The 23,468-nt window shown below is 61.0% G+C and carries 18 protein-coding genes; 11 read left to right on the forward strand and 7 right to left on the reverse strand.

Translation table 11 applies throughout. The features are described 5' to 3' along the window. Positions 1-262 precede the first annotated feature (262 nt). The 3 genes from Bravens_RS02065 to Bravens_RS02075 all read right to left on the reverse strand — a co-directional run bounded on the left by Bravens_RS02065 (position 263) and on the right by Bravens_RS02075 (position 2,296). A complete protein-coding gene (locus Bravens_RS02065) occupies positions 263-490 on the reverse strand; it encodes a hypothetical protein (RefSeq protein WP_062019869.1) in 228 nt (75 codons plus the stop codon). A 236-nt stretch (positions 491-726) separates the two neighbouring features. Continuing rightward, positions 727-1,524 (reverse strand): rhomboid family intramembrane serine protease, encoded by a 798-nt coding sequence (locus tag Bravens_RS02070; protein ID WP_062019871.1) that lies wholly within the window; start codon positions 1,522-1,524, stop codon positions 727-729. Between the two features lie 241 nt (positions 1,525-1,765). Further along, positions 1,766-2,296, reverse strand: a complete 531-nt coding sequence (locus tag Bravens_RS02075) for a peptidylprolyl isomerase (protein WP_062019873.1) — start codon at positions 2,294-2,296, stop codon at positions 1,766-1,768. A 243-nt stretch (positions 2,297-2,539) separates the two neighbouring features. Here Bravens_RS02075 and Bravens_RS02080 point away from each other — a divergent pair, with 243 nt between their 5' ends. Both Bravens_RS02080 and Bravens_RS02085 read left to right on the forward strand, forming a co-directional pair. Next, positions 2,540-3,355, forward strand: coding sequence for a hypothetical protein (locus Bravens_RS02080; protein WP_157452682.1), 816 nt, complete (start codon positions 2,540-2,542; stop codon positions 3,353-3,355). Positions 3,356-4,056: 701 nt separating this feature from the next. Next, a complete protein-coding gene (locus tag Bravens_RS02085; RefSeq protein ID WP_062019877.1) occupies positions 4,057-5,385 on the forward strand; it encodes an ISL3 family transposase in 1,329 nt (442 codons plus the stop codon). Positions 5,386-5,865: 480 nt separating this feature from the next. Here Bravens_RS02085 and Bravens_RS02090 read toward each other — a convergent pair whose 3' ends face one another. The 4 genes from Bravens_RS02090 to Bravens_RS02105 all read right to left on the reverse strand — a co-directional run bounded on the left by Bravens_RS02090 (position 5,866) and on the right by Bravens_RS02105 (position 11,411). Further along, a complete protein-coding gene (locus Bravens_RS02090) occupies positions 5,866-7,386 on the reverse strand; it encodes an amidase (protein WP_062019879.1) in 1,521 nt (506 codons plus the stop codon). Between the two features lie 192 nt (positions 7,387-7,578). Next, a complete protein-coding gene (locus Bravens_RS02095) occupies positions 7,579-8,319 on the reverse strand; it encodes an SDR family NAD(P)-dependent oxidoreductase (protein WP_062020011.1) in 741 nt (246 codons plus the stop codon). 70 nt (positions 8,320-8,389) lie between these two features. After that, positions 8,390-9,607 carry an MFS transporter gene (locus Bravens_RS02100; RefSeq protein ID WP_062019881.1) on the reverse strand — a complete coding sequence of 406 codons (1,218 nt, stop codon included), beginning with the start codon at positions 9,605-9,607 and terminating at the stop codon, positions 8,390-8,392. 103 nt (positions 9,608-9,710) lie between these two features. Further along, positions 9,711-11,411 (reverse strand): PucR family transcriptional regulator, encoded by a 1,701-nt coding sequence (locus Bravens_RS02105; RefSeq protein ID WP_062019883.1) that lies wholly within the window; start codon positions 11,409-11,411, stop codon positions 9,711-9,713. Positions 11,412-11,631: 220 nt separating this feature from the next. On the opposite strand from Bravens_RS02105, the gene Bravens_RS02110 reads away from it, so the two are divergent. The 9 genes from Bravens_RS02110 (at position 11,632) to Bravens_RS02150 (ending at position 23,358) form a co-directional block, all read left to right on the forward strand. Further along, on the forward strand, positions 11,632-12,972 hold the full coding sequence (locus Bravens_RS02110) for an aspartate aminotransferase family protein (RefSeq protein ID WP_062019885.1): 1,341 nt from the start codon (positions 11,632-11,634) through the stop codon (positions 12,970-12,972). Positions 12,973-12,981: 9 nt separating this feature from the next. Continuing rightward, positions 12,982-13,212: a hypothetical protein gene (locus tag Bravens_RS02115; protein ID WP_062019887.1), complete on the forward strand. Its 231-nt coding sequence runs from the start codon at positions 12,982-12,984 to the stop codon at positions 13,210-13,212. Next, a complete protein-coding gene (locus tag Bravens_RS02120) occupies positions 13,209-14,855 on the forward strand; it encodes a sodium/proline symporter (protein ID WP_062019889.1) in 1,647 nt (548 codons plus the stop codon). The genes Bravens_RS02115 and Bravens_RS02120 overlap by 4 nt, the downstream gene beginning before the upstream one ends. After that, the gene (locus Bravens_RS10505) at positions 14,848-15,363 is read left to right on the forward strand and encodes a hypothetical protein (RefSeq protein WP_157452683.1); all 516 of its coding nucleotides are present in this window, start codon (positions 14,848-14,850) and stop codon (positions 15,361-15,363) included. The genes Bravens_RS02120 and Bravens_RS10505 overlap by 8 nt, the downstream gene beginning before the upstream one ends. Before the next feature lie 492 nt (positions 15,364-15,855). Further along, positions 15,856-17,307, forward strand: coding sequence for a DUF3375 domain-containing protein (locus Bravens_RS02130; protein ID WP_019174087.1), 1,452 nt, complete (start codon positions 15,856-15,858; stop codon positions 17,305-17,307). Between the two features lie 13 nt (positions 17,308-17,320). Continuing rightward, the gene (locus Bravens_RS02135; protein WP_062019893.1) at positions 17,321-17,908 is read left to right on the forward strand and encodes a DUF4194 domain-containing protein; all 588 of its coding nucleotides are present in this window, start codon (positions 17,321-17,323) and stop codon (positions 17,906-17,908) included. Then, on the forward strand, positions 17,905-21,324 hold the full coding sequence (locus tag Bravens_RS02140; RefSeq protein WP_062019895.1) for an ATP-binding protein: 3,420 nt from the start codon (positions 17,905-17,907) through the stop codon (positions 21,322-21,324). Before Bravens_RS02135 ends, Bravens_RS02140 begins: the two co-directional genes overlap by 4 nt. Further along, the gene (locus tag Bravens_RS02145) at positions 21,321-22,493 is read left to right on the forward strand and encodes a Wadjet anti-phage system protein JetD domain-containing protein (RefSeq protein WP_062019897.1); all 1,173 of its coding nucleotides are present in this window, start codon (positions 21,321-21,323) and stop codon (positions 22,491-22,493) included. Before Bravens_RS02140 ends, Bravens_RS02145 begins: the two co-directional genes overlap by 4 nt. Before the next feature lie 394 nt (positions 22,494-22,887). Then, a complete protein-coding gene (locus tag Bravens_RS02150) occupies positions 22,888-23,358 on the forward strand; it encodes an Lrp/AsnC family transcriptional regulator (RefSeq protein ID WP_062019899.1) in 471 nt (156 codons plus the stop codon). Positions 23,359-23,468 lie beyond the last annotated feature (110 nt).

A 23,468-nucleotide genomic window follows, 5' to 3' on the forward strand; every position in this document is an offset into this window, starting at 1 on the left:
GGGCGCCTCGAGCACCTGCGCGGTATCGGGTTGGGGTTTAGGAACTTCGGCCACTACGTGCTGCGCTGTCTTCTCCACTCCGGGCAGCTATCAGCCCGGGTCAACGCACTCTAGAACCGGAAGAGCCTCTATACCCAGGAGTTCAAGCAGCTGGCGTTGCGTTTGATGGAGGATCATCTTCACCACACGCAGTGCTCGCAGTGGTCGGCCGCCCAGGGTGAGCCAAACGCGCCTATCACACCGCCTTCACTGTCGGTTACCGCTACAGCGCCGGTTGCCGCGTCCAGGTCAACGCTGGCTCCTTCGGGAAGTGCCACGGGAAGCGGTACTCTGTCGGGGCTTGTTCTGACTCGATCGTGATGACCGATCGAACACCGGCATCAATATCAGGGTTGACAGCGGTGTCTACCTGCTGGACTGCGACGCTGAAATCGTCTTCGGCATCAGAGTAGACAGCAGTCCCATCGGCAGTGACCTCAGTGCCATGCATCGGATAAATGTCGCCGACGCTTAGCCAAATACCCGAGCATCGCCGCCTGCCAGTTGCGCAGACGAGTGCACTCATCGTCTAGGTTCTGAGGTTCTCTGCGCAATTGGATGTAGCTAGGTGTACTGACCGGGAGTGGCGGCACAACCTCCCCGGACATCACATCTAGCCAGCAGAATCTCCGCGCTGCAGCGGACGACTGAACCGATTGTGGCGCGCGTTTAGGACGAATCCTCGCGTCACACAACCGTGTAGGCGGCAACGAGGACAATCGTCGTCAGAACAGCTGCCACCCAGAATGCGGTTCGCGCGGCAGGGCTGCTTGCCGGGACGACGGGTGTGGGCTCCATGCCGATGCCGCCGCGCACATAGCGTTTGGCAAGGATGCCGGCGCCGCGCGGCATAACGCGGGCGATCCCGAGCACGAATCCCACGGCGAGTCCGCCCAGGTGAGCCTGCCAGGCGATGTTCGAGTCGATCGTCACGAGTGCCATGTTGAGGCACAGAAACAGCACGATGCCCATGAGGTTCCGGTCCAGCCGGCTGGTGGGGGCCAGCAGTGTGCCCACAACGGCGAACACAGCACCCGATGCGCCCACGTACGCAGAGCTGAACTCGGGTGTTCCGGGTGCAGCCAACAGCAGCGTGAGGACGGACCCGCCGAATGCGCCCACAACGTAGGTGACCAGCATGAACACGTGTCCCACGGAACGTTCGACAAACGACCCGAAGAAGAACAGGCCCAACATGTTGAACAGCACATGGCTGGGGTTGGGCTGCGCGTGGACGAGTGCGGCAGTCAGTGCGCGCCACGGCTCTTCGTGCGCAAGGACAGGAGCGAAAGCAAAACGCCTCTGCAGTTCGAGCGACGGCAGGAACTGCAGCAGGAAGAACACGAAGGTGATCGCGATGATCGTCCACGTCACGTACGGCCGCGTCAACACGATTGCCGAGCCGCTTGAGCTTGCCTGCTGAGCGGGCACACTGTTCGGGTCGGGTTCTTCCGAAAAGGGGGCCGCACCTGCTGATTCGCTCATGCACACGAGGATAGCCGAGCACCTCCACCACCCTGATCAGGCTTGGGATGACGAGGTGCCGCCCGCCTTACTCAACACCAGAACCCGGGAGGTGCTGGGGAAACCGAACGGCACCTCGGCGGTCTGGTTCAGGACCGGCACCCGGGTGGCCGGGGCTGGGGCTGGATCGGCGCCTCGTGGGTGTGGCCCTGGGAAAGCAACAGCGCCGCAGCAAAAGCTGCGGCGCTGCAAAAAGCTCAGATCAGAGAACTTCGACCGATTCGATGACAACGTCCTCGATCGGACGGTCCATGGCGCCGGTGGGCGAGGCTTCGATCTTTTCGACAACCGCGAGGGACTCGGCATCGGCAACTTCACCGAAGATGGTGTGCTTGCCGTTGAGCCACGGAGTTTCGGCGGTGGTGATGAAGAACTGCGAGCCGTTGGTGCCGCGGCCGCCGCGGGTACCGGCGTTCGCCATGGCCAGAAGGCCCTTCTTGGTGAACTGCAGTTCGGGGTGGATTTCATCGTCGAACATGTAGCCGGGGCCGCCGGTGCCGGTGCCGACCGGGCAGCCGCCCTGGATCATGAAGTTCGAGATGATGCGGTGGAAGCCCAGACCGTCGTAGTACGGGGTGGGGTTGGAACGGCCGGCGTCGTCCTTGTATTCGCGTTCGCCCTTGGCCAGTTCAACGAAGTTGGCAACCGTCTTCGGAGCGTGGTTGCCGAAGAGGTCAAGTTTGATGTCGCCCTTGTTGGTGTGCAGGATGACCTGCTGTGTAGCAATACTCATGACCTCAGTCTGTCATGAACCACTGACATGAACCTTATTTGCCCCTGATGTTCCGCTGGGAGCTTACGCTGTCAGTGGAAAACGTATGGAATGCGGTCAGCTGTTGGTGGAAATACCGTCAAAATCTGGCTTTTCAGCCGCCTGGGGTCCCCTCGTGTCAGTGCCGACCAGTACGATGGAGAGGACGAATGGCGCACACATATGCCCTGCACTGTGCAGGGTCGAACATCCCAGGAGGGTGAAATGTTCAAGAAGAAGTCCGCACCGAAGTCGTTTCTCGAGAACGTCGACAACGCCGTACACAACCTGACCGAAAAGGCAGGTCAGCTCCTGCAGGACGGCACCGAGGCTGCACGCCCCGCCCTGAAGGAAGCCGGAGACCGCCTGCAGAAGACCGCCGACAACGTCCGCCCCCAGCTCGAAGACTGGGCTGAGCAGGGCCTCGGCAAGATCGAAGACGGTCTTGAATACGGTCGCTCCAAGGCTGCCGAAGCCCAGGGTCTCCTGGTTGCTCGCGGCGGCGAACGCGCTTCCGACCACGCAAAGACGATTGCCGCTGGTTCGAAGGACGCAGCGAAGGCCATTCGCAACGCTGAAACCCCCAAGGCTCTTGACGAACTGATTGAACGCGTCACGGGCAAGAAGGGCCAGGTCAAGAAGTTCAAGAAGCTCGCCGCTAAGCGCGCTGACGAACTCGCCAAGGCTTCGCGCAAGGCCTCGAAGCAGGCTGCGAAGGAAGCTCGCAAGGCTCAGGGCAAGCGCGGCATGTGGATCGTGTGGCTGCTGGCTCTGACCGGTGTTGGCCTGATCGGCTACTACGTCTGGACGAAGGTCAAGCCGGTTGAAGACCCATGGCCGGAACCGCTGCCGGGCAACCGTCCCGCGGATGCTCGTCCGGTCGGTTCGCACCGCACCACCACCGTTGTCGAAGACGTTCCTGCGCCGCTGAACGAAGACGGCGAAGTGATTGTCGAACAGGACGGCCGCAACGTTGCTGAAGGCGACGCCGCTGTTGTCAACGACCTGATCGACGAAGACGAAGAACAGGACAAGGCCTGATCTTCGTTCTGAGGTAGGGAGCGTGGCCCGGCTGGGATGTTTGGCCCGTTAGGCGGGTGGCCCGGTAGGGGCCGCACAGCTGAAGGGCTCGCTGCCTGAGGCTTGCTGCCTGACTGATTTCCCGAGGCGGAACTCACCTGTGGTGAGTTCCGCCTCGTCTGTGTTTGGGGTAGGAGCACGAGGTGTGGGTCCGGGCGCTGGCGAGTGTGCGGGCGCGTCAGAACCAGCTAGACGAGACGAGTGTGCGGGTGCGTCAGAACCAGCTAGACGAGCCGACTAACCGGCTGCCGCCACATACCTACACCACACCAGCAAGTGAAAGAAACACCCGTTAGACGGAATCTGCGCCTTAGCCGCACAAAGACTCCCCTTAGCCGGGATCTGCGCTTTAGCAACCACTGCTAACGGGAGTTTTTGTTGCTAACCGGTGGGCGGCGCGTCAGAACCAGCTAGACAAGGCGACTAACCGGCTGCCGCCACATACCTACACCACACCAGCAAGTGAAAGAAACACCCGTTAAACGAAATCTGCGCCCTAGCCGCACAAAGACTCCCCTTAGCCGGGATCTGCGCTTTAGCGGCTCTTCCGGTTTCAGAGTGCGTGACGCGGTCTCTGACTGCCGGGTGTTGGTGATGAATGAGGGGCGGGCCTTGGGTGAAGATAGAAGTTCCTCAACTCGTCTCTCACCCAAGGCCCTGTCGTGCAATCTACCGTTTCTGCCGCGCCGTGTCCCGTCGCTGATGTCATTTGCCGCACTCTCGAGCTCGGCATCCACATCACCGGCGCTCACATCACCGATGATGACATCACTGTCATCGAAGCCTCACTACGAGAACCTCTTGGGTACTGCCCCGAGTGCGGTGCTGAAGGCCGGCTGCGTGACCACGTGATCCGCCGGCTGACGGATGTCCCGATCACCGGCCACCCGACCCGCCTGCACGTACGTCTGCCCCGCTACCAGTGTGTCCACGCCCAGTGCCCGCGCACGATCTTTCAGCACCAGCTCGAAGCGGCCGAACCCGGGGCGAAGACCACGAAACGCGCTACGACCTGGATCCTGAAACGGCTCATCCAGGACCAGATGAGCATCTCTGCTATCAGCAGGGCACTCGGACTCGGCTGGGACCTCGTCAACCAGCTGGCCACCACTGCCGCACAGTCCCTTGTCTACGCCGATCCCACTCATCTGGCCGGGGTTCGGGTCCTGGGTATCGATGAGCACTGCTGGAAACACGTGCGCGGACAAGGAGAGGACTCCTTCGCAACGATCTTCGTCGATTTGACCCCGCTCATCGACGGGACCGGTCGAGCACGGCTACTGGACGTGAAGGCAGGCCGTTCCGCGAAGGTCGTGACCTCGTGGCTGCAGGAACGTTCCCCGCAGTTCCGTGACAGGGTCGAGGTCGTGACGATGGACGGGTTCGCCGGCTACCACACCGCGACCACGAATGCGCTGCCGGACGCGGTGCCGGTGATGGACCCGTTCCACGTCGTCCAGCTCGCCGGGCAGAAACTCACTGCGTGCAGACAACGGCTCCAGCAGCAGATCCATGGGCACCGGGGCCGGAAGACAGACCTCCTGTATCAGGGGCGACGGACCCTGTTGACGAGGAGGTCCCTGCTGAACAAGAAGGGTAGGGACCGGCTGGAGCGGTTGTGGGTCGAGCATGATGACCATGTCGCGTTGGAAGTGACGTACCTCGTCTACCAGGACGTCATCGATGCGTACGAGCATCCCGATCGGAAGACCGGCAAGAAGCTCATGCAGACGGTGATCGAGAGTCTGCGCAGAGGCCTACCTGAAGGGCTTGAGGAGCTTGCTCAGTTGGGGCGGACGCTGTGGCGGAAACGGGCTCAGGTGCTGGCGTTTTTCGATCGTGGTCGCGCGTCGAACGGGCCGGTCGAAGCGATCAACGGGCGCCTCGAGCACCTGCGCGGTATCGGGTTGGGGTTTAGGAACTTCGGCCACTACGTGCTGCGCTGTCTTCTCCACTCCGGGCAGCTATCAGCCCGGGTCAACGCACTCTAGAACCGGAAGAGCCGCTTTAGCAACCACTGCTAACGGGAGTTTTTGTTGCTAACCGGTGTGCGGGTGCGTCAGAACCAGCTAGACGAGGCAACTAACCGGCTGTTCCCCTCTGACGGGTGTGCGGGTGCGAAGTTTTAGGACAAAGCAGTGGCCGGGTTCCACATGGAACCCGGCCACAGCACACACAGAAAGGAGATATCACCGGGACTTCGAAAGTACTCCGGAAGCACTGGATACGACTCAGAACACTGCCCATCGTCTTCGATACGCAGCATCCGGAGTTTTTTCCGATGCACTAGCCACACTATCCGGGAACCGCGGAATCTCAAGGATTAAGCCCGAGCTTTTCGAACGATATGTCGGACACCCCGCGATTCCGTGTTCCGAGGGTCGACCGTGGCCTGACCGCCAGCAGATCCGGCGAGCAGCCGACGAAGCTAGGAACCCAGCCGAAGCCTCCTGCCCAACCAGCCGAACCCCTCACCCAATCTTGGGCCTGGGGAACGGCATGAGCGCTTCGATAGCAGCGGCGACTCGCAGCACTGTCGCTTCGCGGTAGGGCATGCCGACAATCTGCACGCCAGTGGGCACTCCTGCCGAACCGATGCCGCTTGGCACTGACATGGCGGGCATCCGGTTGGCGATGTTGAACGGCACCACCTGGTGCGCTTCCCAGTAGAAGCTGTGCTCACCGTCAGGCCGGTCGATGCCGGTGGTGAAGTCCTCCCCAGCATCGAGGTCCTCAACAGCCGAGGTTGCCGTGATGAGCACGTCAACCTCGTCGAGCGCAGCCAGCAGCTTCTGCTGAATGTCAGATTCGATGAGAGCAGCCTCCAGCAGCGAGGTTTCCTCAGCAAAACGCTTGGTCCTGCGGACGAACTCCTGCGTGTAGGGCTCAAGAACCGTGATGTCTCCCCTAGCTTGCCGCTCAACGTTGGGCGCCAAAAGTCCACCGTAGTGAGCCATCGAGGCGCGCGTGACGTCCTCAAGCTTCAGCTGGACATCAACGGGCACGACCTGCGCACCCGCTGCCTCCAATGCCTCAGCGACTCGCTCAACACCCAGGCGTGTGGATTCATCAAGCTCATAGCAGCCCAAGTCGGCACTGACGCCGATCCTCCAGCCGCTCAGGTCGACGTTGTGCACCTCGGCCCCCGCAGGCACCTCCTGCCCCGAGGTGTAGCTGTACTGCCCGAAGTGATGTTCCACGGGAAACGATCCGCTGACGGGAATCGTCGCCATATCGAGCTTTGACGGCCCCATGATCTGGTTGAAGACCAGCGCGGTGTCCGACACGGTCCGTGCCAGAATGTGGTCGCCGCGGTACCAGTCGATGTTCATGGGCACCGCGCCGGGCGTGCGCCCGTACGAGGTCTTCAGCCCGGGCAGACCGCAGAACGCCGCGGGGATTCGGGTGGACCCGCCGATGTCACTCGCGGTTGCAAAGGGTGTGAAACCTGCAGCAACTGCCGCACCGGAACCTCCCGAGGAGCCGCCCGGGGTCTTGTTCGGGTTGTACGGGTTGCGGGTAACTCCCCATTCGCGGGTGTGGGTGAACGTTGCGCACGACATTTCCGGGGTGGTGGTCCGTCCAAAGGGAATCGCTCCGGCTTGTTTGAGCCGAGCAACGATTTCGGCGTCCTTTTCGGCAACTTTCCCCTGCAGAGCTTGGGATCCGCGTGTTGCTGACAGGCCCGCCACGTCGTGCTGTTCTTTGACGAGGAACGGCACACCCAAAAGCGGCCGCTCAGCATCGAGGTAAGAAGAACCGGTTGTGCAGCAGTCACCCGCACCGTCCTGATAGCGCTGTGTGGCTTCCGCTGCGAGCTCGCGGGCGGATTCCACCTGCAGGTCGACAACCGCGTTGATCCCAGTGGCTTTGTCGAGCGTTTCAATTCGCTCAACCAGATGGTCGAGCACCTCAAGCGGGGTGAACGTACCTGCGCGGAATCCGCTCAGGAGTTCACGAACTGATAGCCAGTGCAGCTGATCGGCAGTCATAGCACTCCTTTGTGGTGACTTATGTCGGTGCGTGGCAAGCCGTAATGGCTTTGCCCTACTTTAAAGCCCACACACGGATTTCACTATGCTCAGCCGACCGCATTCAGCCTTCACGGCTGACCAGCTGGCCCCACACCACAAGCTTCTCCAGCCAAAGACACGAGCCCAGTTCACCCCGCCCGGCGGGGCGTGTCAGTACAGTTTGTTGGCTCCACCGTCAGCCATAAGCGTCTGCCCCGTCATGTACTTCGAGTCGTCCGACAGGAGGAACGCAACGATTGGTGCGACGTCGTCGTGGGGGTCGCCGAAGCGGCCCAGCGGAACCTTTTTCAGGCTGGCTTCGTACATTTCGGGGAACGCTTTCGCCCACGCTGCAACACCTTCGGTCAACGCCATGGGGCTGACGATGTTGACGCGGATGTTGTCTGCCGCCCATTCGTTGGCCACAACGCGCGTAAGTCCTCGAATCGCCTCTTTTGCCGAGGCGTAGGCCGCCTGGGTGGGCTGGCCGACAATCGCTGCTCCGGAACCGAAGTTGACGATCGAACCGCCGCCCTTGAGGTGGGGGTAGGCGGCGAGCATGAAGTTGCGGGTTGCTTCGAAACCCGTGCCAAAGGACAGCTTCCATTCGTCTTCGCCAAGGTCGGCAAAGGGCGCTTGTTTGGAGGCGTGGGCGTTGTTGACCAGGCCGGTCAGGCCGCCGAACTCTTCTACCGCGAGCCCGACGGCCTTTTCTGCAGTTTCCGGCAGGCTGACATCGGCAGCCAGGAAGCGCACGCTGCCCTCAAATTCAGTTTGGAGTTTCTGGCCTGCGTCTTCGTTGATGTCGACGGCGACGACTTTCGCGCCGCGTTCTGCAAGGAGCCTGCTGATTGCTCCGCCGATTCCTGCGGCTCCTCCTGTGACAATGATTTTCTGACCGTCGAGCTGCATGGGCTTCCCTTTCTTCTGCTGCCTGCGCCTGCTCACTTCCATTATCGGGCTTGTTTCTGACCTAAGCCCGTCACCCCGCCTGCGCGCGTCCGCCGGCCTGCCGCACAACAATCGCCAAAAGGAGCGAGGCGCCGCCTGCTACCGCTGCGAACATGGCTCCCGCTGTGATTGTGACTGCGGCACCTCCGGCCCCAGAGGCAGCCCCGAAGGCCAGGGGGACGGCGAGTCCGGTGATCCGCTGGGACATACCCATGGCTCCGAAGTGCGCCCATGGACGGAACGAACCGATGGCCGACCGGTTGACGTTGAGCACTGTGACGACGATTGTGCTGGCCACAACAGGCCCGCCCAGAGCAATGCCGACCGCCACCATCCAGGGCTGATTGCTGATGGCCGCCATAACTCCGCCAATGCCTGCAATCACAGTCGTGATGATGAATTCAACGTTACAGCGCACAAAGCCGCCCCGGGCAATGAACGCGATAGACAGAACAGACAGCAGTTCACGCAGAACCAGGCCCACACCGATTGCCGCACCGACAGTGCTTCCGGCACTGGCCTTTTCCACCGGCAGGACAGAACCGTGAAGCAAGAACATGAGCGGCGTGCTGCAGGAGACCACGAGAGCCAACATGAGCGTCGGCGAATGCACTGTCGCTGAAACTGAGGCCGCCATGGCCGCCAGCGGGTTCAAAGAAGCGCCCTCTTCTGTGCGCACGGGCCGGGGGAATCGGTAGCTCAGTGCCCCGAAGGTCAGTCCCAGACCCACCAGGAACCACCACATGATCCACGCGAGGTCCTGAGACAAGACCGCCGAGATGATGAGAGCCGACCCGAGAGCTCCACCTCGTTGGAGGATGACGTTGATCCGCTGACCGTCGGTCTGCCGCGGCCCCAGGAGGTTCGAAAAGTAGGCGATCCCGGGGATGTACAGCAGGCTCGAACAGACCGAGAACAATGTGGCCAATACCAGCCACGCCCATCCGTGGACACCGTCCAGGGCGGCGAACAGCGCAAGAATTGTGACCAGGCCGCCGGCGATTCGGGTGACTCGCCGGTTGCCGATCCTGGCGGACAGTGCAGTGGCGAAGGAATCAAAGGCAATGCCCGCTCCCATGTACAGGGCGAGCGCAATAGGCCTGATGACAGGGTCGGAAATAGACAGCGGGATGGCAGTCATAAGCAGCGTGTGCACCCCGAAGTACAGGGAAATCTGCGTGGAAATCGCCCAGTAACGCCGGCCGCGCCTGCGAAGCTTCGCCCAGTCGATTCTGTGCTGCCGTCCCACGCTTGTCCTTTCTGCTCGCTGTTGCGTTCGCTGCGGGCTGCACCCAGCCGCCCGGTGTCCTCGGCCCCTCTGCCGTCAGCGCACTCAGTCGCCCCTACCGCCGTCACATGTTGCGGCTTCGCTGCCACAGCAGTGCGGTCAGGAGCGCTGCCGCTGATTCTGGGTTATCAAGTGACACTCCCAGTGTCGATGCTATGCGCCCGGCTTTTGCGTAAACCGCCGGCCTGCTGATTCCCAGCTGCCGCGCCACGGCAGCCTTCTGCCCGCCGCACAGCAGGTAGACCCACAGGAACTCAAGATCTGCTGACGAGGCGCCGCTCGCCTCCCGCGGCTTGTTTCCGCGGGGTTCGGGGCCGGTTGGGGTGGTGGGTTTCAGCAGCGGTCCGAGTTCGGCGTGGGCGAATGCGCTCATTCGCGGGTCGTCACTCAGGCTGGCGATCAGCCCGTTGAGCCGCAGATCGGAGAACCTGTAGAACGGCTGGCGGCGAATGGACATGCCCGCGGCCACGTGGGCGGCTTCGACCGCGGTGGGGATGTCATCGGCAACCGGGACGAGTGTCTGGCTCAGCTGACCTGCGCCGACCGTGATGGTTTCGGGGATGGCCTCGGTGAGGTCGCAGCACAGTTCAGCGGTGAGGTCGTCCGCCGAACCACCCACACTCGATGGAAGCCCCAGGATTGCGACAACTGTTCCGGTGCGCCACGCGGATGTCACGGCAGTCAGCCCCAAGCGTTCGGCGGCGGCCACGAGTTCCAAACGCAGGCCGCGTTCGCGCAGCTGGTAGTCGGCCGCTTCGTCTTTGGTGACGCTCCCGCTAGCTGCATCGCCGTCGTCCTCAGCAAAGCCACCGCCGCACATTTCGACCGCTATTGCCATGAACCCGCCCGGGCCGTGCAGGTCAGCTGCGCGGCCGCGTCTGAGCGCCTGTTCTTCGCTCATGTGCGGAAGTTCTGACACGAAGTGGTCGCTGGCGCGCATCCGCAGGTCGTATGTGGTCTGTGAGTGTGCGCGCACCAGCGTGATGGCCTGGCTTGCCCGCTGCAGGACCTCGGCCGCGTAGGGGTCGTCTTCACGTGCCGAAGGGGCGACCACCCGACCCCACCTGCGGCCTTTGACGCCCACCGGGACTGCCTGGGCAGTCGATGGCGGCCAGTTCTCTGTTGCCGCAAGGGCATCGGCAGGAGCATGAGCGAGGATCCTGTGGGCTGCGTCTTCGAGCACCACCGGGGTGCCCAAACGCCTGGCGGCTTCGCGCACGATCACGCTTTCGTCCGCACCGCTCAGACTCAGTTCGGTAAAGGCCTCGTGGAGTTCGCGGGTGCGTTCGACAATGCTGAGCTGCTGGCCGATGAGCACCCGGTGGGCTTCCTGCGTGATCCGCACAAACCGCACGCGGGATCTGAGCGCTATGACGGGCATACCCGCTCCCTTCCCGGCCTCAGTGAGCACTTCAAGAGAGCGGGGGCTGGCGAGCCCCACCTCGTCAATTGCCTCAACCGCGAACCCCACGGCCCCGGCCCTGCGCGCCTGGTCGAGAAAAGCGCGGGTGTGCTCGACGGAGTGTTGGAAGGCCGGCGAGGACGACAGCAGCATCTCGCCACCTTCCAGCAGGTCGGTGACTGCGTCAGTTTCAGCAATGTGGACCCAGCGGACCGGGGTGTCGAGGTGCTCTTCACCTGCGAGAACTACGGGATTGCCGAGTTTCACCTGCGGCAGCTGCAGGAAGTTCCTCACGGTCAGGTCGCGCAGGCCGTCGGTTTCCGGCACGGAGGCCGTGTGCTGACCAGCACTGATGTCCTGCATAGACTCCGCCTTTTCATTGTGTAAAGAAAGCTTAGGGCTGACTTTACAGAATGGCCCTTGGCGTGGCTGGTCAGCTGAGACATACTGACGCGGATAGGACGAACCGCCGCCCTTCCGAACTGCGTTCAACGCCACGTTCAGCACAGCGTCCAGCAAAGCCGCTGGATCATCGCTGAATCGGATCGCAGCAGCGAGGGGCACCGTGAGCAAAGGGGCTCTTATGAACATCGACCTCGATGACGCTGCACGCACATACGAACTCGACCGTGCGCACGTTTTCCATTCGTGGTCAGCTCAGGCGCAGATCAACCCGATGACCATCACGCGCGCCGAAGGTTCGCACGTGTGGGATGGCGAGGGGCGGAAGTTCCTCGACTTTTCATCGCAGCTGGTCAACACGAACATCGGACACCAGCACCCCACAGTCATTCAGGCCATTAAGGACCAGGCTGATTCAATTGCGACGATCGCCCCGTCCCACGCCGTCAAGCCGCGCTCTGAGGCTGCCGCGCTCATCACCGGCCTGGCACCAGACGGCATGGACTACGTGTTCTTCACCAACGGCGGCGCGGATGCGAATGAAAACGCTGTCCGTCTGGCCCGTCTGCACACGGGACGCCAGAAGGTGCTGTCGGCTTACCGCAGCTTCCACGGTGCCACGAGCCTGGCGGTGAACCTCACGGGCGACCCGCGCCGCATTCCCAATGACATCCCGGGTGAGGGCGTTGTTCACTTCTTCCCGCCGCACACCTACCGTTCGCACTTCGGCACGGACAGCGAACAGGATGAAACGGAACGTGCTCTGCGCCACCTGGAAGACGTCATTGTGCTTGAGGGCGCGCAAAACATTGCTGCCCTGATTCTGGAGACGATTCCCGGCACCGCCGGCATCTACGCTCCTCCGCCGGGGTACCTCGAAGGCGTGCGTGAACTGACCCGCAAGTACGGAATCATGTACATCGCTGACGAAGTGATGGCCGGCTTTGGTCGTTCCGGTTCGTGGTTCGCTTTTGAGCAGTTCAATGTCGTTCCGGACCTCATCACCTTCGCCAAGGGTGTGAACTCCGGATATGTGCCGCTCGGCGGGGTCATCATGTCCAATGAGATCAAGAAGACCTTTGATGACCGCGTTTTCCCCGGTGGTCTCACCTACTCCGGCCACCCGCTGGCGACCGCGGCTGCAGTTGCGACGATCAAGGCCATGCGCGACGAGGAAATGGTGGAAAACGCCGCACGCCTGGGCGATGAAATCATCCGCCCGGCGCTCGAGAAGATGCACGCCAACCACCCGTCGGTCGGCGATGTGCGCGGCCGCGGCTGCTTCTGGGCGATTGAGCTGGTCAAGAACAAGGAAACTCGCGAACCCCTAGCACCCTACGGTGCGACGAGCGAGGCGATGAACGCCACGATCGCCAAGATCAAGGAGTACGGTGTTCTTCCGTTCGCTAACTTCAACCGCATTCACGTGGTGCCGCCGCTGAACACATCGGACGAAGACGTTGCGGCGGGCCTGGATGCCATTGACCGTGCCCTCGATGTCGCGGATACGTTCACGGAGTAAGGAGCCACGATGTTCGGACTTCCCACAGCAACACTGCTCATCATTGTGGGCATCCCCCTGGGATGGATTGCCTATACGCTCATCTTCTTCTTTTCGTCGTCACACTGGGGTGCCGAAGATGCAGAAGAAACCCCAGCCGGCACCAACGGTGCCGGTGCGGGGCAGGTGAGCTCCACCTCGTCAGCTCAGGCAGGCCGCACACCAGGGGCAGCGGCTCCTGAAGAAGGAGGTGCGCTGTGAGCATCGAACTGACATTCCTCATCATCTACTTTGTCGCCATGATTGCGATCGGCGTGTGGACCATGCGGCGCAGCTCAACTGGCGAAGAGGGCTTCCTGCTGGGTGGGCGCAGTCTAGGTCCGGCGGTGACGGCGCTGAGGCTGCAGTCGTCGTCGATGTCCGGCTACATGTTCCTCGGCGCGGGATCGCTTGGCTACACGCAGGGCTACTTCGGCATGTGGTACGCGATGGGTGACATCGGCGGTGGTGTGCTCAACCTGTCGATTCTGGGCAGGCGCATGCGCAAACTGTCGCAGATCCTCGGATCGCTGACCTCAATTGAGTATTTGGAGCACCGTTACCCGTCGGCGTGGACGCGAGCGGTGGCCGCACCGATCGCGCTTGCGTGCATGTTCCTGTACGTTCTGACGCAGTTCATTGCCGGTGGGCGCGGACTGGAAATGGTCACCGGCATTGACTTCAAGTGGTCGCTGCTCATTGCGATCGGCGTGATTGTTCTCTACACGTTCCTGGGCGGATACCTGGCTGTTGCGTATTCGGACTTCGCGCAGGCGATCATCATGCTGATCGGCATGCTGTGGATTCTCATTGCCACGCTCATGGCGGTTGGCGGTCTGACCGCGGGCAACAACGCTGTTGCCGAGATCAACCCGAACCTGCTGACCATGTGGGGTCCTGATGGTTTTGAGTCCGTCCAGTGGGGTGTGATCATCGGTGCGCTGCTGATCTTCTCGATTGGCTACATGGGCTATCCGCACGTCAACGTCAGCCACATGGCCATGAAGAAGCCGTCGGTTGCGCGCACTGCGGCGCTGTACTCCACGGGCTTCAACCTGCTGTTCGTGCCGGCCCCGTACCTTGTTGGTGTTATGGCGCTGGTGCTGCTGCCGAACCTGTCGGATCCGGAGCTGGCGGTGTTCGGAATTGCCGAGGCGGTGCTGCCGAACTTCGCTGTCGGCATTGTGATGGCTGCGATTATGGCGGCGATTATGTCGACGGCGGATGCGCTTCTGCTGCAGAGCGGCACGATCGCTTCGCACGACATCTTTGAGCGCTTCATCAGCCGCAGCGGTTCGCAGCGCCAGGCGGTGTGGGTTTCGCGCATCACGGTGCTGGTGCTTGCTGTGATCGGATTTGTTGTTGCTGTGACGGGTGCGCCCGGTGTGGCTGACCTGGTCATCTTCGCGACCACGATCCTCGGCACGTCTTTTGTTCCGGCGTATGTTGCCGCTGTGTGGTGGAAGAAGGCGAACACCGCTGGAGCGATTTCGTCGATGATCGTCGGCGCTGTGGTTCCCGTTGTGTGGCAGCTAGGCGGTCTGACGGAGAAGACGTCGATCGACCCGATGGCAACGGTCGTTGTTTCTGCGCTGACGCTTGTTGTGGTGTCACTTGCCACGCAGAAGTCCAACCCGGTGCCTGAGCATATTGTCGACGCCCTGAACGAAACTGCGAAGGTTGGGCCGATTCCGGCTCGCCTGGCCATGGGGCAGAACCCCGGTCTTGCCGCGCAGGTTCCGGTCGAGGATGAGGCTGGTTCGGCGGGTGCCGGTTCGGCTGGTGCCGCGGGCGGTGCCGGTTCGGCTGGTGCCGGCGGTCAGGTGACGGAGGCTGACGAGGTGGAAGGCACCTCGCGTGACTGACCCGAACCAGATGACGGGGTCAGCTGGGCTGCGTGCAGTCCGGCTGATCCCGTCGGTTTCGGCCGCTGAGGCCGAGGAGGTTGTTCGCCGCAGATTGGGCGGCGGGCAGGCTTCCGCGCGGCTTACGCATCACCCGTTTTGGCATGTGCGGATTACTGCCCAGCGCAAGCGGGGGCCGGTGGGTGTTGTTGATGTGTTTGTTGATGCATTGGGTGGTTCGTCCTTCATCACGCACGTGCCCACTGATGGTGAAGAGGTTCCAGCCGAAGGTCCGCTTGCCGAGCCCGCTTCTGGGTCAGTTGAGCAGGCGGCCCGGGATTTGGCTGGAGCCGCGCTGCGCAAACGCTACAAGCTGGGCGCCATGTTCGATGTTGAAACCAGCCAGCCGCGTGGTGTGCTGAAGCCGAACTGGATCGTGACCGGCCAGGGCCGAGGCATTTCTGCCCGCATGATTGTTGACGGCTTCGATGGCTCCCACTGGGTCATCGAGGCAAAGAAGACGAGCTGATCGTTTTCGCGCGCAGTCGTTTTCGCGCGCAGTCGTATTCGCGCGCAGTCGTTTTCACACGCAGTCGCGCACAGTCGCGCGCGAGGTCGTTGCGGCTCTCCCCACCTCGGCGGCTTCCGGGCAGGCCAGACCCACGCTTTAATGCAGAGTCACGCGCTAATGCGCTGCTTTAAAGCGTGAATCTGCATTTCCGCGTGAGAACGGATGGCGCTCAGCCCCGAATGCAGACCAGCACCCCTCCGCCAGCCGCACGCTCACAAGGCCCGACCCGGCACCTCGGCGGTCGCCGACCAACCCAAACCTCACGCTTTAATGCAGATTTGCGCGCTAATGCGCTGCATTAAAGCGTGAGTCTGCATTTCCGCGTGAGAACGGGCCCGTGAAGGCAGGAGACCGAGGCGGGCCGCGTGAGAACGGACCGGTGACGCCCCAAAAGTAGCCGCCACCTCATCCCTGTTATCCTCCTTATTTCCCGGCTAACCTTGGAGCATCATGGATGCCGAACAGATCGACCGGTTGCGCCGTCTGAACCCCGCGTGGAAGTTGCTGCGCGCTCAGAACGCGCCCTTGATTTTGTCGTTTTTGGGTCGGTATTTCATCGAGGAAAACCACGGCGCGACGGCCGCCAGCACACTTGCGGGTGCGCTGGATGACGAGCTCTACGGGCTGAATGACCAGGCCGTCAGCCTTGGCGAACCTGCGCCGTACCCCAAGGACCCTACGGATTATTTAGAGGATTGGGCGGCGGACGATTCTGGTTGGCTGCGCAGGTTCTACCCGGTGGATTCTGACGAGCTTCACTACGACGCCACGCCTGCGCTGGAGAAGGCGTATTCGTGGGTGCTCGGCCTGCAGGTGCGCCCGTTTGTGGCCACCGAGTCGCGGCTGCAGACGATTGTAGAACTGCTGCGGCAGATCTCGATGGGTTCGGAAGAAGATCCTGAGGAACGTATTGCGGAACTCAAGCGACGCCGCGATTCAATTGATCGCGAGATTCGCCAGATTGAACAGGACCCGCAGTTTGGCATGCTCGATGGCACCAGGCTGAGGGATCGGTATCAGCAGTTTACGTCCACCGCCAGGGAACTGTTGGCAGATTTTCGGCAGGTGGAGGAAAACTTCCGGTCGTTGGATCGGAGTGCTCGAGAGAAGATCGCCACGTGGCAGGGCAGCCGCGGCGAACTGTTGGATGAACTTGTGTCGACCAGGGCCAATATCGATGGTTCGGATCAGGGACGCAGCTTCCAGGCATTTTATGACCTCCTGTTGTCGGAGGCCAGACAGGAAGAACTGTCGCAGCTGCTTGGCCGCGTGTCGGAACTTGCTCAGATACAGACAGACAGCCGGTTACGCACTATCCACCACGACTGGGCGGATGCCGCTGAACGCACTCAGCAGACGGTGCGCCAGATATCTGAACAGTTCCGCAGGTTCCTGGATGACCAAATCTGGGTGGAAAACCGCAGAGTTCTGGAACTGGTAAAAGACATCGAGCGCCATGCCATTGATGTTCGTGCGCAAGCGCCGAAGAAGGACTCTCCCGTCGGCATCGAAGTCGACGTCCCGGGCGTTGATGTGGCGCTGCCGTTGGAACGCCCTCTGTATGACGTGCGTCCAACCACCGAGGTCGACAGCCTTCTGCAGCCCAGCGAGGCCGAAGACCTCGACACCACCGCGCTTACATCACAGGTCTTTGTTGACCAGACGAAACTCTTGAGCCAGCTTGCCGCGATCATCCCACAGGGCGAATCGGCGCTGCTGGACGACATTGTGCAGATGTACCCGATAGAACAGGGCGTGAGCGAACTCATCGGCTATCTGTCCCTGCCGGCTGAGGATGTTCAGGTGGATATCAACGACGATGTCGAATCGACCATCGAAGCCCAGGATGACGAACTCACGTACCAGGTGCGGCTTGCTCAGATTAAGGTAACCAGATCTTGAGGACACTACAGCCATGAGAACTCCCGAGGAAACAGCGGCGGCGCGCAGCATCATCGCCCTGATGCGCGGTGTGGTGTACCAGGAAACTGCAGAAGACGTCTGGCGTGACCTTCTTAAGAACCCCGCCCCGGTGCGCGATCATTTCAACACCATCGGCCTGGATGTTGTGGTGGATGAAAACGAGGGCTACGCCTATCTGCGCATGCAGGAAGAACGGGAGGGCGAAGAACCACTCCCCCGTTTGATCACACGCCGCAAACTTCCCTACAACGATTCCCTGCTGCTGGTGTTGCTGCGCAGACGCTTGGTGGAATTCGAATCCCACGGCGATCAGGGCCGCCTGGCGGTGGATCGGGATGACATCGTTGATTCGCTCCGGGTCTTTCTAGCTGACTCTTCTGACGAAGCCCGGATCATCAACAACATCGACCAGAGCATAGGCAGGATCGAGAAGCTTGGTTTTCTGCGCAAATTGCGCGGTGAAAACGATGTGTGGGAAGTCCGCCGAATTCTGAAAGCCTATGTCGATGCGCAGACGCTGTCTGATTTTGCGCAGAAGCTGGACGAATATAAGTCCGTACTGAACCAGGGTGGGCAATGAGCGAAGGTCTGTTCTCCACAGTTGAAGTTGAGGCGACGGGCAAACCGGGCTACAGACTTGAACGGATTGAACTGTACAACTGGGGTACGTTCGACAACCACGTCAGCTACTTGTGCCCGAATGGCGAAACGGCGCTGCTGACAGGTGATATCGGCAGTGGAAAGTCGACGATTGTCGATGCTGTGAGCACCTTGCTGTTGCCTTCACACACGATTGAATACAACAAGGCCGCAGGTGCCGGTAGGCGTGAGCGTAGTTTGCGCAGCTACGTTGAGGGCCACTACAAATCTGAGCGCGACGAACAAACCGGCACATCCCGCCCAGTGGCTCTGCGCGGCCACAATGCCTATTCGGTGATTCTGGGGACCTTCACCAACGAGGGATACGGCGAAACTGTGACCCTGGCCCAGGTGTTCCAGCAGCGCGATTCAACGGGCCAGCCGTGGCGACGGTTCTTCTCTGCACCCAAGCGGCTGACCATCCTGGATGACTTTTCAGGCTTCGGCACCGATATCAACGACCTGCTGCGCAAGCTGCGGAAGAAGGACGTCGCTGTTGACGACACCTTCCCGAACTACGCCCGCCGCATGCGCAGGCTTCTGGGCATCCGGTCAGAACAGGCCATGGACTTGTTCCAGCAGACGGTGTCAATGAAGGCCGTGGGGGATCTCAACGAGTTTGTGCGCACTCACATGCTCGAACCCACCGATGCTGGTGGTCGGATCAGGCAGATCATCGACCACTTCGATGATCTTGAAAATGCCTACCAGGCCGTGCAGCGAGCACAGGAACAGTTGGAGCTGCTGACCCCTCTGGTAGAAAACGCGGATAAGTACGATGCCGTGATTGCCAAGAAGGACAATCTGGCCAAGCAGCGTGATGCTGTGGCTATGTTCTTTTCCGACATACGCGCGACGCTGCGAACTGCCAGTATCGAGCAGCTGGAAACTGATCTCACTACCGTCAACCAGCAGTTGGTGGCGAAGCGGGAAACCCGTGACAAGCTGTCTGCGGAACGTGACGATCTCATCGCGGCGCGTGCCTCGGCCGGCGGCGAGCGCCTGGAGACCCTGAGGCACAAGGCTGCGTCTGCGCGTGAACAGCAAGAGCAGCGCGAAGCTCGCAACCAGCGCCTGCAGGTGAAACTGCATGATGCAGGCTTGGCTGAGGTTAAAACGCGGGCTGATTTCAACCAGATTCCCGGCAAGGCTCAAGATCAACTGGCGGTGCTGGAGCCAGAGGCCACCGAACTTGATAAGAATCGTTCGGCCATCGAAGCCGAAAAGCTGCTGCTCACCGAGCAGGAACGCGAAAACAACCGCGAACTGAAAAGTCTGGCCGCCCGCCGGAACAACCTGCCCAGCAACCTGCTGGATATCCGTGAACAGCTCAGTGCCGCCACTGGAATTGCTGAAGACGAGCTCCCCTTCGCGGGTGAGCTTCTGGATGTTGCCGAAGAGTTCGAAGAATGGCGAGGCGCCGCTGAACGTGTGCTTAGAAACTTCGCCTTGTCGATGTTGGTTCCGCAGGCACACTACGCCGCGGTTGCCGAATGGGTGAACAGAACCCGGCTGCAGACCACGGGTCACGGTGGCCGCACCACGGGTGTGCGTTTGGTGTATGAACGTGTACCGGATCGGCATGTGCCGCTGCAGCGCAAACCTTCGGCTGGGCTGCGACTTGCGGACACGATCGAGATCGAGGATTCACCCTTCCGCGCCTACTTGAAGAGCGAGGTAGAGTCCCGCGCTGACCACCTGTGTGCGGACACCGTTGAGGAATTTCGCGGTGCGCAGCGCGCGGTCACGCGTGAGGGCCAAGTGCGTTCGCGTGACCGCCACGAAAAAGACGACCGGCGTCGTGTGGACGATCCACGCGGTTGGGTCTTGGGCCGGATCAGTGAGCGCAAACAAGAAGCTCTGATTCGTGAAATCCAAGAACAGTACCAGCGTCAGTCGAAGCTGAATGAGAAGCGGGAACAGCTTGTGGCCAGACAGGCAGAAGTCCAGGCCCAGTCCGAAGCCCTGCGTGCGGTTCTGGACTTTGACTCATGGGATGAAGTCGATTGGGAATCAGCTCGGGCTCGTCTGCAATCTGCTGAAGCTGAGATTGAGCGTCTGGAGAGCGGTTCCTCGGAGCTGGCGGAGATCACCCGCAGCTTTGAGTCCGTAGAACAGCAGATTAAGGAAAACGAGAACGCGCTAGATAATGTTGCCCGGAAGGCAACGACCCTCGAAGTGCGCTTAGGACAGGAACGTTCAGCGCTGGAACGTGACCGTGAAATCCTCGCGGCAGGCACTTTCGAAAAAGCCCAAGAATCCTTCGAGGACCTCCAAGCCCGCGTACCTAAGCGCATCGCGTCCGTTGAACAGGCAGACGAGCTCCAAGCCTCGACAGTCAGTGCGATTGCGAAGGAGATCGAATCGGCGCAGGAGAAGATCAACGGCCACACCACAACGCTGCTGACGCAGATGGGCAATGTGCGCGAACAGTTCCCTGCAGAAACCACGGAAATGGATGCCAGCGTGCACGCGCGCAATGCCTACCGCGAATTCCACTCGCGAGTGAAAAATGACGACCTCCCGAGGTTCAAAACGGAGTTCAAGGAGCAGCTGAACACCAACGCGATTCGCGAAATTGCAGGTTTTTCCAGTTGGCTCCGCCGGCAGGCGGATGAAATCGACGTGCGGATCGGCAAGATCAACGAGGCCTTGTCAGCCGTGGACTTCAATGAGGGCCGCTACATTCGTCTGGAGAAGTCCGCCACCATTAACCAGGATGTGCGCAAGTTCCGCAGTGATCTGCGTGATGTTACCGCCGAAGTCAGTGACAACGACGATTCGTCCCTGTACTCCGAGCAGCGTTTCCAGGATGTGCGGGCGATCATCGAGCGATTCAAGGGCCGCGAGGGGCACACAGACGCCGACAAGACATGGACGGCTCGTGTTACCGACGTGCGCAATTGGTTTACGTTCTCAGCTTCGGAGCGTGATCGTGAAACTGATGAGGAGTGGGAGCACTTCCGCGATTCTGACGGCAAGTCCGGCGGGCAGAAGGAAAAGCTGGCGTACACGATCCTCGCCGCTTCGCTTGCTTACCAATTTGACCTGAAGTGGGGTGCGGCGAAATCGAAGGACTTCCGCTTTGCCGTGATTGATGAGGCTTTTGGCCGCGGTTCGGATTCCTCGACCCGCTACGCCTTGGACCTGTTCCGCAAACTGGGCCTGCAGCTGTTGATTGTCACGCCGTTGCAGAAGGTCCACATCATCGCCCCGTACGTCAAGAGCATCGGCTTCGTCGACAACTTAGGCGGCGATAATTCTCGCCTGCTGACCATGACCATCGAGCAGTACTACAACATGGCCGACTCCGGCGGCTCGACACCCGGAGGTTCGAAGCCCGGAGGATCGGTGTGACTCGAGTCCGCGCTTGGAAATCCCCGCAAGACATCCGCACTGCGGTGCAGCGCCGCTGGAAAGACGGGTCGCTGCTGCGCGCCTACGCCCAGGGTGAGGAATTCCCGGTGATCACGGTGCCCCTGGGCGGGCCGACTTCCGCTGAGCTCGCTTCCCGCTGGGACGAATGGCGTGCCTGGTCTTCTGACCTTTCCCACGATTCGCGAGGTGGGGCTCACTACGACCTCGAACTCAAGTCTGTTGGGGGTCGGGGTGCGGTAGGTGCGAACTCGGTCCCTCACCGGGCCGTAATCAGTCGGTTCGATCAGGCTTGGAAGCTTCTTTCGGTCGGCCGGGATGTTGCCGCCTTTGATGAGTTGTTGTCGGTGACGAAAAAGCGGCAGTTGGAGGCTCCCTGGCACTGGGTTTTGCGCCGACCGCTGGAGGCGCTGCGGTTGGCAGCGGAGTGGCCGCAGGTGTTGGCGGCCTACGAGTGGTTGGATGCAGCGCGGGATTCAGGCCGCTATTTGCGGCAGGTGGATGCGGCCGGGGTCGATACGAAGTTCGTGGAGTCCAACCGGCGACCGTTGGCGGAAATGCTCGGGGTGGCTGCTGCGAAGGGCAAGTTCGAGCAGGCGTTGGGTTTGGCGACAAAGCCTGCGTATGTGCGCATGCGGGTGGACCCTGCGCGTTCGCCGGTGCCCGGCGTGGATGAGCTCACGCTGCAGGCGGATCAGTTGTCGGAGTTTGGTTTCATACCGGACATCGTCCTGATTGTGGAGAACGAAATTACGTTCCTAACGGTTCCTGTGCCTGCCGATGGGGCCGTGGTGTGGGGCAAGGGTTTTGAGAGTCAGCGCAGCCAAACACTCGCGTTTTTTGCGGGATCGGATGTGTTGTATTGGGGCGATGTGGATACACACGGGTTCAGCATTCTGCACGGGGTGCGGGCACAACTGCCGCAAGCTGAATCAGTGTTGATGGATGAAGACACCCTGGAAGCGCACCGTAAATTGTGGGGTTCTGAGCCTGCGCCGACGAATGCGTATTTGGAGAATTTGACCCCAACGGAGCGAGCGCTGTACGACGATTTGGTGTCGGATCGACTGGGCCGCAATGTGCGTTTGGAACAGGAACGCATCAACTGGGCGTGGGCGTTGCAACGGCTCGACTACCGCTGGGCACAGTAGGGGCTGGAGCGGGGTTCTGGAGGTCAGACTCACGCTTTAATGCAGACCAGCACCCCTCATCAAGCTCGCTCACACGGCCCGACCCGGCACCTCGGCGGCCTCCGGGCAGTGCAGATTCACGCTTTAATGCAGATTTGCGCTGTAATGCGCTGCATTAAAGCGTGAGTCTGCATTTCCGCGTGAGAACGGCCCGTGAAGGGACGAGGTGGAGGTTGGGTGGGCCCGTGAAGAGACGAGGTGGAGGTCGGGTGGGCCTGCAGGCCGTGGTGGCCGCATAAAGCTCACCCACCACCAGCAGCACACTGCACAACGGAATCCGAAGCTAAACAGACCTAGACAACTAATTCCGTCGTCTGATATGCTGAAACAACGATTTACGACGGAAAGGGCGATTATGTCTGCTGAAGACGCAGTTTCGGATGCCGAGCTCGACAGCAAGTCGAAGGCAATCATCGAGGCCTTGCAGCAGGACGGTCGACGCAGCTACGCCGAGATCGGCCGCGAAGTTGGGCTTTCCGAAGCGGCAGTACGACAGCGCGCAGCGAAGCTCACCGCTGCGGGAGTCATGCAAATCGTCGCCGTGACCTCACCCATGCAGCTTGGCTTCAACCGCCAGGCCATGATCGGCGTGCGAGTCAACAGCGACATCACCGGCACAGCCGAAGCACTCAGCAAACTCCCCCAGGTCAACTACACCGTCGTCACCGCCGGCGTCTACGACATCCTCATCGAAGTCGTGTGCGCCGATGACGACGAACTGATGGAAACCCTCCAACAGCTGCGCTCATTCGAAACCGTCGAATCAACCGACACGATGATGTACCTCAAACTCTGGGACCAGAAGTACAACTGGGGCACCCGCTAGCGCCTAGAACCAGCTAACACCAGGAACCGACCGGGGCCAAACGGCACCTCGCCCCACCCAAACAACACCCACAAAACCCGAAGCAGACACCTCGTCAGCGAACCCGCCAA

The organism is Brevibacterium ravenspurgense (genome assembly GCF_001584615.1).
Taxonomy (GTDB): Bacteria; Actinomycetota; Actinomycetes; order Actinomycetales; family Brevibacteriaceae; genus Brevibacterium; species Brevibacterium ravenspurgense.

Coding starts and splice junctions, on each gene's coding strand:
- Bravens_RS02065 (WP_062019869.1), bottom strand. CDS start 490: ATGCATGGCACTGAGGTCACTGCCGATGGGACTGCTGTCTACTCTGAT.
- Bravens_RS02070 (WP_062019871.1), bottom strand. CDS start 1,524: ATGAGCGAATCAGCAGGTGCGGCCCCCTTTTCGGAAGAACCCGACCCG.
- Bravens_RS02075 (WP_062019873.1), bottom strand. CDS start 2,296: ATGAGTATTGCTACACAGCAGGTCATCCTGCACACCAACAAGGGCGAC.
- Bravens_RS02080 (WP_157452682.1), top strand. CDS start 2,540: ATGTTCAAGAAGAAGTCCGCACCGAAGTCGTTTCTCGAGAACGTCGAC.
- Bravens_RS02090 (WP_062019879.1), bottom strand. CDS start 7,386: ATGACTGCCGATCAGCTGCACTGGCTATCAGTTCGTGAACTCCTGAGC.
- Bravens_RS02095 (WP_062020011.1), bottom strand. CDS start 8,319: ATGCAGCTCGACGGTCAGAAAATCATTGTCACAGGAGGAGCCGCAGGA.
- Bravens_RS02105 (WP_062019883.1), bottom strand. CDS start 11,411: ATGCAGGACATCAGTGCTGGTCAGCACACGGCCTCCGTGCCGGAAACC.
- Bravens_RS02110 (WP_062019885.1), top strand. CDS start 11,632: ATGAACATCGACCTCGATGACGCTGCACGCACATACGAACTCGACCGT.
- Bravens_RS02115 (WP_062019887.1), top strand. CDS start 12,982: ATGTTCGGACTTCCCACAGCAACACTGCTCATCATTGTGGGCATCCCC.
- Bravens_RS02130 (WP_019174087.1), top strand. CDS start 15,856: ATGGATGCCGAACAGATCGACCGGTTGCGCCGTCTGAACCCCGCGTGG.
- Bravens_RS02135 (WP_062019893.1), top strand. CDS start 17,321: ATGAGAACTCCCGAGGAAACAGCGGCGGCGCGCAGCATCATCGCCCTG.
- Bravens_RS02140 (WP_062019895.1), top strand. CDS start 17,905: ATGAGCGAAGGTCTGTTCTCCACAGTTGAAGTTGAGGCGACGGGCAAA.
- Bravens_RS02150 (WP_062019899.1), top strand. CDS start 22,888: ATGTCTGCTGAAGACGCAGTTTCGGATGCCGAGCTCGACAGCAAGTCG.